Raw genomic sequence first — 13300 nt, 5'->3', positions numbered from 1 at the left:
GCGGGGCTTAACAAATCGTTCAAGCCGAAGCCGCTTCGCAGCGCGGCTTAACTCTGGCGTTAGGCCGCACATGATGTACATCGTAGCCGCCGCTCTCTTCTTACCCTTCCTTGCCGTCGCGCTCGGCGTCACGCTTGTCGTTGCTTGGCTGACACGGGGCTTCGGTCGGACCGTTTGGATCGCGCTGATTGTGGTTATTTCGGTGCCGCTAGTGACGCCCACGATGGGCCCGGCTACGATCGCCGTTGTACCGGTAACCTTCGGGTGGCTCCTGATTCCGTTTATCGCGGTGGGTGGCTAGCGGCGTACCCCGTGTGGCACGCGGTTGCATTTCCGGCGACTGCTGCACTCTCGTACTTGGTAGCGCAGGGTGCGCCCTAACAATTCATTCAAGCCGAAGCACGTCATCTCTGGGCGGCCCAATGAACGACCTCGCAACTCGAGCAACGGAGATGCTCCGAACAGGCGAACCGTTCCGACTTGTCGGGACAGGTCGCTCAGTTCAGTTCCTGAGAGGCGTATTTTCACGTGCCAGCATGTGTCTTCCCGCTTTTTACTATTTCCTCGGGTCCGCTTCGGCACACGAAACAGCAAAAACAACGGACGATTATCCGTTCAAGATCGCTCAGACCTACTCTGAATTCTCCGACCTAAACACACTCACCTTGGCGTGCCGAAAGATGTTCGATCACGCGGCCAAGCCCGATCTTACAGGCGCAAACTTTGGAAAGCTTTCGGACCAAGTGCTCTTGGAGCACGCAAAGTACTGGGCAAAATACTCCGAGAAAGACACGGACGAGTGCCTCAGCGCTCTTGTTTTTCTGCGGAAATTTTTCTCCGAATATTCTAAGAGCGATAGTGTTTTGCTCAAGAAAGACGGTTGGCTGCACAAGCGGATCGGATTGCTAAAGCAGCACGCGGATCGCGCCGCTGCTCACCTGTCGCTTGAGGACTACTCACTCGACATCATTGATCTTGCCCACTTTACTGCCTCTGTAACCATAGCTGGAGAGATAGTGCGCAGCTTTGATAACCCCTGGGCTGGAGACAAATACTTCAATGAAGTAGACCGGGGCGCATACGAGGCGGCTAAAAGGATCTTTCCGCAGATCACCGAGTTTCGGCTGTTTGGCCATATGCAAGTGCACCAGCAAGCCCGCTTCTACTGGAAGCACCAGAACCACGAGAGCATTCAATCGTATTTCGACCAGTTGCAATGGGCGCTCGGCTAGAGCATAGGGCAGACGTCTAACAATTCATTCAAGCCGAACCCGTTTCGCGGGTCGGCTTAATTCTGGCGTTAGCCATCACGGGGAAGCTCCTTGGCACTTAAATCTCTTAAAGACCATGCGATCTCGGCATCGCTTGCGCGCATGCAGGAACTCCTTCGCGACGAGGCGTTTGTGGCCCCTGCGATAGCAGCTGACGAAATCGCACAATTCAATCGCGACAAGATTCAGAACATCACTAAGAGTCTGCGGTCGCTTGTCGGACAGAGCCCCGCAACTATGGTTTCAGACACCGCTCTGAACCAGATGAACTCGCATCTCCAGGCGCCGATCAATGAACTAACGGCGTTCGTTGCTAACACGAATGCTGGTCACCTCGCAAATGCTGTTGCCCAACTGGACCAGAACGTACTCAGTTACACGTGGGCCTTCCTCCCAAAAATTAACCCGCTATCGAAAGCTGAGGCGGGTGAAGTCGTCGACTATCTTCAGGAGAGGTCTCGGCAAACCATCGAACAGCTCGATGGACAGAAGGAACAACTTGCGTCGACTATCGCTCGATTGACTGAAGTGACGCAAACACAAGAGGCCAGCTTGAAAGAACTAAAGGAGTCTCAAGCTTTGCTGAAGGCTGAAATGGCGGCCTCTCTTTCAAATCTCGAAACTTCGTTCAACAAGGCCCAGCTACAGCGCGATACAGATTTTTCCGAATTAGTGAACGACTCTAAAGAAGAGCTGGCGAAATCTGAGCGCAACTTCAAACGTCAAGCTGATGCCGTGATTGAATCGCTAGAGAAGCACAAGGTGGACGCAGCGCGGATCGTGCAAGTCGTCGGGGATATTGGAGTCACAGGCAACTACCAGAACATCGCGAACAACGAAACAGGGCAGGCAAACTTGTGGCGCTGGATCACTATCGCCTTGTTTGCGAGCGGTCTGATCATGGCGGGAATCACCTTCTACAAGTTCTATCACGAGCCAGTTACCACCACCAACACACTGGCAATCGCCGTCCGCTTACTCTATGCGCTAGCGATTGCCGCGCCCGCGTTCTATACGGCGCGTGAGTCCGCAAGGCACCGGACGAATGCTGATCGCGCCCGCCAGACTGAACTTGAGCTCGCCTCGCTTGGCCCGTTCATCGAGCTGATGAAGGACGAGGACAAAGAAGAAATTCGCAAGTCGTTGATTCGGACATACTTCGGCCGCTCTGTAGATCCCCACGAGATAAAGAACGTACTGAACGTGGGAACGAAGCAGTGATGGCTAACAAATCATTCAAGCCGAAGCCGGTTCGCGGCTCGGCTTAATTCTGGCGTTAGACGTTGACGCTTTTTTCGCCATCACTGGCACTTTAGGTGCGGACGTAAGGGCTTTTTTAGACATGGGTGGGACTTCGAGCGCCGACGATGGCCCTTTTTTCGTCATGCGCGGGGATTCGTGACGCTTCCGGAGCGTCGACTTGCGCGGTGAATGGCGCTTTTTTGCCATCAATGGCGCTTTGAGTGTGGCAGTGGCGCTTTCTTCGTCATGCGCCGGGGTTTGTGACGCTTCTGGTGCGTCGGCTTGTGCGGTGGATGGCGCTTTTTTCGCCATTGGTGGGGCTTGAAGTTCCGGCGACGGCGCTTTTTCCGTCATCGATGGCGTTTGGAGTGCGGGCGGTGGCGCTTTGAGTGAGGGTGAGGGCGCTTTTTTGGCCAGCGGGAGGTGAGGCAAAGTCCCTGGATCCCCGCCTTCGCGGGGATGACGGCGTGTTGGGCGGGAACGACGTCGTAAGGCAAGCGTCGGCAAACAAAAAGCGGCGCCGTTGAAGGCGCCGCTTGTTCAATGCACTCGGGGTTGAGCGCTCGCTACATCACGCTTCCGCCGTCGCCTCCAGTTCCGCCTTCGGGCCGGGGAGGGTGCCGTCCAGTACTTCCTCGGCGGTCGCGCGGTGGTTCTGCACCGAGCTGGTCCACTGGCCCCAGACCTCGGGGTCGATGGGGTCGTTGTTGTTGCCGAGGTTCTTCAGGCGCTGTTGGTCCTCGTCGGTGAGCACCTGGCCCTGCAGCGGTTCAAGGTGGCGCACGTCGTCCGCGCTCATGCCGAGCTTTTCGGCCACGCCCTGGCCGTACTGGTCGTGGATCAGGAAGAAGTGCCACAGCATGCGTTCCTGCACGTCGCGCTCGCAGGCCGCGAGCATGGTGCCCATGGTGTCGATCAGGTCCTGGCGCTCCCAGTCCATCATCGTGTTGAAGCGGCCGCGTGGCTGCACGTAGTCGTTGCGGCGCTCGAGCACGCTGCGGGTGAGCGCGCCGGTGATGACGGGTTGGTTGTTCGGGCCCATGTCCGGCGCTTCGTGCAGGCCGTTGTGGATCGAGGGCTCGAAGTTGATGTGCGGGTTCTGGCCGGGGGCGAGGTCCACGCCGTAGGACATCTGCCCGCCGCGCAGGTTGGTCTGCACGCGGTCGACGCCCTTGGCCTGGTTGACCGGCAACTGCAGGTAGTTGGAACCGACGCGATAGCGCTGCGTATCGGAGTAGGAGAACGTGCGGCCGACCAGCATCTTGTCGTCGGAGAAGTCCAGGCCGTCGACCAGCACGCCGGTACCCATGGCGATCTGCTCGTTCTCGTTGTGGTGGTCCTCGACGTTGCGGTTGAGGGTCATCACGCCCACGTGGCGCAGCGGGAAATCCTTCTCCGGCCAGATCTTGGTGTCGTCCAGCGGATCCCAGTCGAGCTCGGGATGGTCGTGGTCCTCCATGATCTGCACGTACATGTCCCACTGTGGGTAGTCGCCGCGCTCGATCGATTCGAACAGGTCCTTCGAGGCCGAGCCAAGGTCCTGGCCCTGCACCTTGGCGGCTTCCCCGGCGGTCAGGCTGGCCACGCCGCAGCGCGGGTGGAAGTGGTACTTCACCAGCACCGTGTTGCCTTCGGCGTTGACCATCTTGTAGGTGTTCACGCCGAACCCTTCCATGTGCCGGTAGCTGGCGGGAATGCCGCGCGGGCTGAAGAGGTGGGTGAGCATGTGCATCGACTCGGGCGTCTGGCTCATGAAGTCGAAGATGCGGTTCGGCTCCTGGCGGAAAGTCACCGGGTCGGGCTTGAGCGAATGGATGACGTCGGGGAACTTGATCGCGTCGCGGATGAAGAAGATCGCGAGGTTGTTGCCGACCAGATCCCAGTTGCCGTCCTCGGTGTAGAACTTCACCGCGAAGCCGCGCGGGTCGCGTGCGGTCTCGGACGAGTCGCGGCCGCCGATCACGGTGGAGAAGCGGATCGCCAGCGGAGTCTTCTTGCCGGCCCGGGAGAAGATCTTGGCGCGGGTGTATTTCGATGCGGGCTCGTCGCCGATGTTGCCGCTGGCCTCGAACTCGCCGTAGCAGACGAAGCCGCGCGCATGCACCACGCGTTCCGGAATGCGCTCGCGGTCGAAGTGGCTGATCTTCTCGAGGAACTGGTAGTTCTCAAGCGTCGCCGGACCGCGGCTGCCGACGGTGCGCTGCGACTGGTTGTTGCAGATGGGATGTCCCTGGCGGTTGGTCAGCGAACGATCGCCGCCGCCGCCTCCGTGCGTGCTGTCTTTCATGACTGCGTCTCCCGGCTAGGTGGTCCCCTAGCATCCTCCTTTCGGCCTTAGGCAGGGTGTATTGGGCGATTGAATCTTCCGATCACGCCGATAGGCGGGCGACGGCGCGCTGCGCATCCATGCCGCGGGCGAGGTCGAGCGCGGAGGCGCCATCGGCGCCGACACGGTCCGCCCGTGCGCCGTGCGCCAGCAGCAGTTCGATGATCTCCACGCGGTCGAACATCGCGGCCAGCATCAGCGCGGTGCGGCCGCCCTCGGGATGGCCATCGACGTCGGCGCCGCCCTCCAGCAGGGCACGCGCGATCGCGAGGTCGCCCTTGAACGCGGCGGCGCCCAGCGGCGTCTGGCCGCGGTCGTTGGCGAGTTCCGCATCGGCGCCGTGCTGCAGCAGCACGCGCACCGCATCGGCGTGGCCGTGATAGGCGGCCAGCATCAGCAGGCTGTCGCCCTTGCCGTCGCGCAGGTTCGGCACCAGCCCCATGTCGAGCAGCCGCGCCAGGCGTTCGCTGTCGCCGGCACGCACCAGCGCGAACAGTTCCTGCACCTGGGCGAGGGTGGCATCGTCGAGCTCGGGGCGCGGCTGGCTCATGCGGTCGGTCCGGTGTGGGGTGCGGGCAGCGTAGCCCCGGATGCGCTCAGCCGGGCTCGCGGGCCTCGGCGAACAGGGCGTCGTAGCGGCGCTGCATTTCCGCGGGATCGACCTCCGCGATGCTGTGGCCGATCAGCCAGCGATGGCCGAACGGATCGACCACGCTGCCGCTGCGCTCGCCGTAGAAGGCATCGCTGGCCGGGCGCTCCAGCGTGGCGCCGGCCGCGACCGCGCGGGCGATGGCGGCATCGGCATGGTCGACATGCAGGTGCAGGGTGACCGCGGTGCCGACGCCCGGCTGCGGCGCACGGATGCCGTACTCGGGGAAGGCGTCGCACAGCATGACGGTGTGGCCGTCGAGGTCGATCTCGGCATGGCCGATGCGGCCACCGGGTTCGGTCAGGCGGAATTTCTCGGTGGCGCCGAATGCACGGGCGTAGAAACCGATGGCCGCATCGGTGTCGGCAACGCAGAGATAGGCGAACAGTTCATGGATGGGCATGGCGTGGGTCCGTCGGGGTGTGCGTCGATGCTGGCGCTACGCGGGGCGGGCGTCTTGAATGGAATCGACCTGGCCAGCTGGCCGCACGGCCCAAGGCGCATCCGCGGGGACATGGTGGGCGGCGGCCGGCGCGATGCGGCGATAGTCCTGCGGCCGCACGCCGGTGATCGCGATGAACTCGCGCACGAAGTGCGGCTGGTCGCTGTAGCCGGCGTCGTGCGCGAGCCGGGCCCAGGGGCCGGCGGGATCGCGACGGTGGGCATCGAGCGCGTGCTGGAAGCGCAGCACGCGCCGGTAGCGTTGCGGGGTGAGCCCCACGGCATTGGCGAAGAGCGCGCCGAAGTGGCGATGGCTGTAGCCACTGCGCTGGACCGCGGCCGCCACGCCGTGGCCACTGGCGAACAGCGCCAGCGATTCCGCGACCGCCGGATGCAGGCCACGCGCACGCGGCAGGCGCGTGGCGAGAAAGGCTTCGAGGATGTCGATGCGCCGTTGCGGCAACGGTTCCTGCAGCAGCCGTTCGCGCAGGGCGGCGCTGCCATCACCGAGCACTGCCTCCAGCGCGACATGCCGGTGCGCCAGCGCGTCGGCCGGCATGCCGAACAGCGCCAAGGCCGCGCCCGGATGCAGTTGTGCGCCGACGGTGGGCGAGGGCGTGCGCGCGTGCTTGAGGTAGTAGTGGTCGCGCGCGCCGCCAACGACGGCATGGCCCACCACCGCGACCGCGCCGGTGCCGGCATCGAGCAGCTGCAGGGGCGCATCGCCGAGGCGGATGGCCAGGTGCATCCGCCCGGTCGGCAGCACGTGCTCGCAGGCGCTGCGGACATGCGTGTCGCCCGTCGTCGCCCACAGGGTGGCGACGAACGGGCGCAGGGCAGGGACGGGAAGACGCTGCACGGCGGGGCCTGTGGACGAGCGACGACGCGACTATAGCGCCGTCGTGGCTGCGCTCACGGGGGCGCGGTCCTGTACATGTCGGCAATGGTGTAGCCGGCATTGCCGCGGATCATCGCCGGCAGCATCTTCTTGTCGATCAGCTTCTTCTTGAGGTTCGGCGGCGGGTTGGTCTTCAACGATGTCATGAGCGTCCTGTTGTCGTTCGCACCGTCCCTCAGGGTGTCGATGAAGGCCTGGTCGATGCCGAGGTCGTTGAGCATGAATGCCTTGACCGGCGCGCTCTGCAGCCACGTGACGTCGTTGCCGTAGGCCTGCTCCTCCAGCACCACCATGTCCGCGAACGAGGCCGGCTGGCCGCCGCCGGGGCCGGCGAACTGCTGCACGTGTTCTTCCTCGTGCCGCACCATGCTGACGGCAAGCGCGCGCACCATGGCGAGCGCATCGTCGAGCGTGGCGCCGCCTGTGACCAGCTGGTTGATCGTGTCGATGAAGAACGGGATGTTCACGTAGACGTGCTGCGCGGTGTTGGTCCAGGCGGCGTACTTCACCCGCTCGAAGTCCGCATGGTTGTCGTGCCGACGCATCGGCAGCAGGGTCGCGCCCTGCAGGATGTTGGCGCGCTGGGCGTCGGCGCGGATGATGGCGAGGATCAGTGTTTCGCCGATGCCGCGGGCGACATCGGCGATGACATCGACCGGGTTGAGGAAGCCGGCCAGGCCCTGGCCCGCCAGCGCGCTGCTGCCGAGTGCGGCGGTGGTGGCACCGACCAGCTGCGGCGACACCGCGGCGGATTCGTCGCTGTAGGCGACCTCGCGCGAGAACCCGACCGGCGGAATGCTCTCGGACGACGACGCGAACACCGGCTGGCTTTCGCTGACCCCGCTCGACTTCGACGCATCGGCCGTGCTGGTGCCGGGCAGGCTGCGACTGTCCATGTCCCGGCCATGGTTGATGCGCGCGCCCTCGCCGGAGATGCCACCGCTTTTCGCGCTGCCGGCGCTGCCGGAGCCATCGCCCTTCGGGCTGTTCTTGACCTTCCACATGTCGGCTGCGGCCTTGCCCATCTCGGTGGCCTGGGTGGTGGCGGCCTTGAAGTTCTCGCTGGCGATGCGGCCGGCTTCGGTGGCCGCGGTGAGGGTGCCGGCCGACGCCGCCTGCGCGGTGGCCTGGGTGCCGGCGAGCCCGCTCATGTCGCGGAACATGCTCCCATTGGCCACCGCGCCGAGCACGGCGGACAGGCCGGCGGAATCGGGCAACGCGGTCGGCGCCATCACCGTGACCACCGGTGCGCCGAGTGCGCCGGGGCGCAGGTCTTCGGCGGTTGCACGCGAGCCCGTGGCCACCGGCGCGATCTCCGGCGGCTGCAGCGGGATCGGCGAGTCCTGCCAGTTCCAGAAGCGGGTGATGTCGAGCTTCTCGGCGGCGTTGGAGCGGCCGAGCACCGCTTCGGCGAACACGCCGCCGGTGGGAATCGGCACCAGCCGCGTGTTCTCGTCGGCGAAATCGATGCCGCGCTCCTGCATCAGCTCGGCCCAGGTCTGGTCGTCGGCGAGGCCACCGGGCGCGTCGGCTTCCACCGGCGCGCGCAGCACGAAGTAGTTGCCGGTCACCGCCACCGGGCGCGGCTCCACCTGGTCGGCAAGCGGCCGGCCCTGCCACGACAGCCCGGCCAGCAGCTGCACCAGCGAGGCGGAATCCAGGCTGCCGAGCACGGCGCGGGTGTAGTGCCCGCGGTTGGACTGCAGGTGCGACAACAGTTCGGCGCGGCGGTCGGCCGTATCCGCATTGAAGAAGGCGACCTTCTGCATGCGGTCGCCCTCGATCAGCGACAGCGGCACCAGTGCGATGCCCGGATGCCCCTCGGATTCGTAACGCAGCACCATCGAGCCGGCACCGGGCCCGGTGCCGTCACGCGCGACCTGGATGCCCTGCACGGTGCGCAGCACGATGCCGTTGGCGAAATCGACCTTGTCGGTTTCGGGCGGGACGGGGAAGGTGCCGGCCTCGGCGGTCTCGCCGGCCTGGTCGACGCGCACGCGGGCCACGCCCACATCCTCGAAGGCGATCGACACCAGCTTCGCATCGCCGGGCAGGACCTCTTCGACCGGGCCCGCGCGGACGCTGGAAAGACGGGTGAGCGCAATACCCGTGCCGGCGCCGGTCGGGCTGGTGGCCACGCCGCCACCGGTGCTGGTGCCGGCGGTGCCCGTGGTGCCCGCCGTGCCGGTCGTGCCCGTGGTAGCCGGCCCGCCGGTGGCCATGCGTGCCATCACGGTCATGTTGATGTCGGCCAGCGCCGCCACGTTGATGGCGAACGGCACCCGCACCGCGCTGCGCACTTCCACCCGTCCGCGGTCGTCGAGCAGCAGGTCCGCCGCGCGTGGCGTCAGCGCCGCACCGAGCAGCTGGCTGCGGAAACGGGTGACGCGCTCCATCGCATCGTTGGTGGAGAAATCCAGCATCTCGAACGGAACGAACAACGCGCGCACGAACTGGTGCAGGCGCACGCTGACCCGGTAGACCTGCACCACCTCGTAGTACTGGATGGTGAGCGCGTGCATGTGGTTGTAGTTGGCGACGATGCGCGTGCTGACCTGCTCGTGCTCGCTCTGCGACACCTCGCGCACGGCGCTGGCGCGGCGGTTGCGTACCGAGGTCGAATGCTGCTCGGTGCGGTCGTTGACGCGCTGGCTCATCTCCGACATCACCGAGCGCGAGCCCACCGACCACGACGCGCTGGTGGCGCGTGATTCGGTCTGCGAACTCTGGCTGCTGGACGAGCCGCCGAAGCCGAAGCCGAGCGCGCCCGCGGCACTGCCGATGCTGCCGGCGATGCCGCCACCGATGCTGCCGGCAAAGCCCGAGGCCTTGCTCGACGACTTCGACCAGCCGGTGGCGATCGAGCCGCCGGACTGCATCTCGTCGGCCACCGCGTTCTGCACTTCGCTGACGGCGCGCGCATGCAGGGACGAGTTGTCGAGCTGCTCGCTTTCCTCGATCGATTCCGAGGTCGATGCACGCGTGCGCCGGCTCCAGTCGACCACCGCGATGCGGGTGGCTTCGCCCGGCGCCAGTGCGAGCGAATGCACCATATGGCCGAGGGTGATGCCCTGTGCGAACCAGGACTGCGCATAGGTGGCGACCGCGCCGACCGCCGGGGTGCCGAAGCCGATCGCGGGATCGGTGAGCCGGCCCAGCGACAGCGGCTGGGTGAACTCGGTGAGCTCGCCTTCCTGGCGCGTGCCCAGCATCACCAGGGTGTCGTAGTAGACGCGCTCGGTCGGGTATTCGCCCAACCGCGGCCGCAGTTCTTCCGCGGTTTCGTCGTCTTCGGTGGACGCGCCCGCGGCGGCCGCGACCATGCGGTGCGCGAGCTGCCGCGGTGGCCACAGGGCGAGCTCGCGGATGGTGTCGACCTCGAGTGCGGTCGACAGCGCCGCGGCCTGTTCCGGCGAGATGCCGCGCAGGTGTTCGAGTTCGAGCGCGCCCGCATCCTCGACCGGGCCGGGTGGTGCGTCGGCATCGAGCACGTCGCTGGCAAGCGCGCGCAGGCTCGATGAGCCGGCGGCAAGCGCGGCCGATGCGGCGGCAAACACCGCCGACGAGCCGAGGTCGAAGATGGTCTCGACGCCGATGTCCGCCAGTGCGGTGCGTGCATCCGTACCCACGCCGAGCAGCTCGGTAACGGGTTGCTGGAGCAGCTCGACGAGGCTCAGCTGGGTGCTGCTGGAACGGATGTATTCCGCGAATCCCGCCATGGCGGCGTCTCCGGGTGCGGGCGTGCCCGGCGGACGCCAGGCGCATGCATTGCCCCCCGTGCAGCCGTCCGCCGCGGATCCGCTTCAGCGCGGCCGGTGCGACTGCTCACTGCTGCCAACGCAGGGCGACGTCCGGTGCGGACAGTCGCTGTGGGGAACAGGGTTGAAAAAGGACTGCGCGAACTCCGCTTCGCTTTACCGCGGTCAGAACCTGCCAGAGGCGTGGGCCGCCGACAGCCCGAGCCCACGTGCCAGCGCGCGGAACCGTGGCGTGGGCCGCAAGGGGTTCCATTGCGCGTCGATCCCGAGAAAGGTTACGCGGACGTCGCGCTGTTCGCGCGCCCGCTCCAGGGCATCCAACGCCTGCCCGGGTTGATCCAGCGCGACGTACAGCGCCGCCAGGCTTGTCGATGGCAGGTAGCCGGCGCGACTGCGCGCCTGCAGGTCTGCCAGCGTGGCCTCGGCGTCGACGCGGTCGCCCGCGGAGGCCTGCGCCACCCCGAGCAGTGCGACCGCCAGGCTGTTGCCGTGGGACTGTTCCACGGCGCGAGTGAAATCCGCACGCGCAGCGTTCTCGTCGCCACGGTCCAGCGCCAGGCCGCCGCGCACCAGCAGCGCAATCCAGAAATCCGGCTCAAGTTCCAACGCCCGTTCCAGTCCCGCCTGCGCCGCCGCGTCCTGTCCCGCCGCTGTCATGAACCCGGCTTCGAGCGTGTTGATCAGCGGCGAGAGCGGATCGAGTTCGCGCGCATGGCGGGCATGCAACAGGCTCTGCTCGAACCGCCCCAGATTCGCCAGCAGATGTGCGTAGCCCAGATGCGCGTCGGACAGACTGGGATTGAGCGCGATCGCGCGCTTGAACGCCGCCTCGGCGCCGCTCCAGTTCCAGTCGTACCAGAACAGCAGGAAGCCACGGGTCGCGTGCGCCTCGGCCAGGTCGGGATCGAGCCGGAGTGCCTGCGTGGTCGCAGCCTGCGCAAGCGGCATCATTTCGCGCGGGTCGAGATCGCCGCTGATCACCCGGGCACGGTAGGCGAACGCGAGTCCGGCGTAGGCGCGGGCACAGGTGGGGTCCAGCGCGATGGCGCGCTGGAACGCGGCAATGGCTTTGGGCAGGCGCACGGCATCGGGTCGACTGATCAGATGACGGCCGGTGAGATAGGCGCGGTAGGCTTCCGGATCGCTGCCATCGCAGGGACTGCGCCTGCCCGGCGGACGGACGTCGCCCTGCGCCGCCAGTGCGGTGGTCACTTCAGCCGCGATGCGATCCTGCAGGGTGAACACTTCGCCCGGAGTTGCATCGAAGGTGCCGGCCCACACGGCCCGACCGCTGGCGACCTCGAGCAGGCGCGCATTGATCCGGAGCCGCCCGTCCGCGTGCTGGGTCGCGCCTTCCAGCACGTAGCGCGCCTGCAGTCGGTGCCCGGCCGCAAGCGCATCGGGCGCCGTCGCGGACACGCGCTGGCTCGAAGCCAGCGAGCTCACGCGCAACGATTGCACGCGGCTCAGGCGCGCGATCAGCGTGTCGGCGAGGCCGAGTTCCAGCAACTCGTCGGGCGGTGACCCCGGGAGTGGACGGAACGGCAGGATCGCCAGCATCGGCAGTTCCACGACAACGGCGCCTGGTGGTGACCGGTCGCGAACCTGCCATCCGATGACCAGCGCGAGTAGCAGGGTTGCCAACACCATGCCCACAAGCGCACCGCGTCGTGGGTGCGTGGCGGCCGGCGTTGCGGATGCGGCGCCCATGGCCGGCGGGGGCGCAACGTCGCGCTCGACCGCGGCCACGAAACGGTAACCGCGCCGGGCTTCGGTCAGGATGTAGTGATGGTCGCCGGCTCCGGTGCCCAGCGCCTTCCGGATGGCCGAGATTGCCTGGGTGAGGTTGTTCTCGTCGACGACCCGCCCCGCCCACACTGCCGCCAGCAACTGGTCCTTGCCCACCATCCGCGGCGCCTGCTCGACCAGCGCCAGCAGGACGTCGAAGGCCTTGCCGGTGAGCGCGATCTCGCTGCCGTCTGCCGCGGACAGCACGCGGCTCGCGGGGTCGATATGGAAACCATCGAAACGGTAACCCTGCATGGCGGGGGCGCCCGGTACGCAGCGTTGCGGGGTTCAGGGTAACTCAGCGTATTTCAGGGTTTGCAACGGGATTTCCAACATCCCGCGGACGGAGGCTTCCACCTGCGCGGCTGCATGGTGCGGTCGCGACCATCATCCCGAAGGAGGATGCCATGAAGACTCTACGCCCCCTGGTCATCGCGATCCTGATGCTGACTGCCGGCACCGCCGCCACGCTGCCGGACGCGACTGCCGCATCGCCGAACCTGCTGTATCCCCCCGCAAACCGGATCGTGGGGACCTGGGAATACTTCGATGTCCACGTCTTCAACTGCGCAAGCGGGCAGACGGTCACCCGGTTCCGCGCCAGCAGTGTCTATCACGTCGGCGGCACCATGGTGGACACCAACACCACGCCCCCAGGCACGCGCGGGCCAGCGTTCGGCATCTGGGACTACAACCCGCGGACCCGCGAGTACACGACCCACATGCGCCTCTATCGCTACAACCCCGACGGCAGCTTTGCTGGAGCCAACGAGGTCGTCCGCACCGCCACGCTATCCAGGGATGGCAACAGCATGAGCGAAACGTTCCGCGGCAAGTTCTTCAACCCGGCCGAACAGCTGTTGTTCGAATCCTGCGGAAGCAGCGAGGGCGTGCGCTCGTTGTAGGGATCTCGTCACGGGTGAACTG

At 66.0% G+C, this 13300-nt stretch carries 10 protein-coding genes; 3 read left to right on the top strand and 7 right to left on the bottom strand.

What is annotated here, in order from left to right; translation table 11 throughout:
• Positions 1-422: 422 nt before the first annotated feature.
• Together E5843_RS09565 and E5843_RS09560 are read left to right on the top strand one after the other, a co-directional pair.
• Complete coding sequence (locus E5843_RS09565) at positions 423-1232, top strand: hypothetical protein (protein ID WP_136412524.1); 810 nt, start codon at positions 423-425, stop codon at positions 1230-1232.
• Between the two features lie 90 nt (positions 1233-1322).
• The gene (locus tag E5843_RS09560) at positions 1323-2492 is read left to right on the top strand and encodes a hypothetical protein (RefSeq protein ID WP_136412523.1); all 1170 of its coding nucleotides are present in this window, start codon (positions 1323-1325) and stop codon (positions 2490-2492) included.
• A gap of 15 nt (positions 2493-2507) precedes the next feature.
• Here the strand turns inward: E5843_RS09560 and E5843_RS09555 are convergent, their stop codons facing one another.
• The 7 genes from E5843_RS09555 to E5843_RS09525 all read right to left on the bottom strand — a co-directional run bounded on the left by E5843_RS09555 (position 2508) and on the right by E5843_RS09525 (position 12628).
• Positions 2508-2867, bottom strand: coding sequence for a hypothetical protein (locus E5843_RS09555; RefSeq protein WP_136412522.1), 360 nt, complete (start codon positions 2865-2867; stop codon positions 2508-2510).
• Positions 2868-3084: 217 nt separating this feature from the next.
• The gene (locus tag E5843_RS09550) at positions 3085-4800 is read right to left on the bottom strand and encodes a catalase (RefSeq protein WP_136412521.1); all 1716 of its coding nucleotides are present in this window, start codon (positions 4798-4800) and stop codon (positions 3085-3087) included.
• An 82-nt stretch (positions 4801-4882) separates the two neighbouring features.
• Positions 4883-5389 (bottom strand): ankyrin repeat domain-containing protein, encoded by a 507-nt coding sequence (locus tag E5843_RS09545; protein WP_136412520.1) that lies wholly within the window; start codon positions 5387-5389, stop codon positions 4883-4885.
• 46 nt (positions 5390-5435) lie between these two features.
• Entirely contained in the window at positions 5436-5891 is a 456-nt protein-coding gene (locus E5843_RS09540; RefSeq protein WP_136412519.1) for a VOC family protein, read from the bottom strand.
• A 36-nt stretch (positions 5892-5927) separates the two neighbouring features.
• On the bottom strand, positions 5928-6788 hold the full coding sequence (locus E5843_RS09535) for an AraC family transcriptional regulator (protein ID WP_136412518.1): 861 nt from the start codon (positions 6786-6788) through the stop codon (positions 5928-5930).
• Positions 6789-6841: 53 nt separating this feature from the next.
• A complete protein-coding gene (locus E5843_RS09530) occupies positions 6842-10546 on the bottom strand; it encodes a hypothetical protein (RefSeq protein ID WP_136412517.1) in 3705 nt (1234 codons plus the stop codon).
• Positions 10547-10750: 204 nt separating this feature from the next.
• On the bottom strand, positions 10751-12628 hold the full coding sequence (locus E5843_RS09525) for a winged helix-turn-helix domain-containing protein (RefSeq protein WP_134673746.1): 1878 nt from the start codon (positions 12626-12628) through the stop codon (positions 10751-10753).
• Positions 12629-12780: 152 nt separating this feature from the next.
• Here E5843_RS09525 and E5843_RS09520 point away from each other — a divergent pair, with 152 nt between their 5' ends.
• Positions 12781-13278, top strand: a complete 498-nt coding sequence (locus tag E5843_RS09520) for a hypothetical protein (protein WP_134673745.1) — start codon at positions 12781-12783, stop codon at positions 13276-13278.
• Positions 13279-13300 lie beyond the last annotated feature (22 nt).

This window comes from Luteimonas yindakuii, assembly GCF_004803715.2.
Taxonomy (GTDB): Bacteria; Pseudomonadota; Gammaproteobacteria; order Xanthomonadales; family Xanthomonadaceae; genus Luteimonas; species Luteimonas yindakuii.
This window is presented reverse-complemented; position numbering and strand designations above follow the sequence as displayed.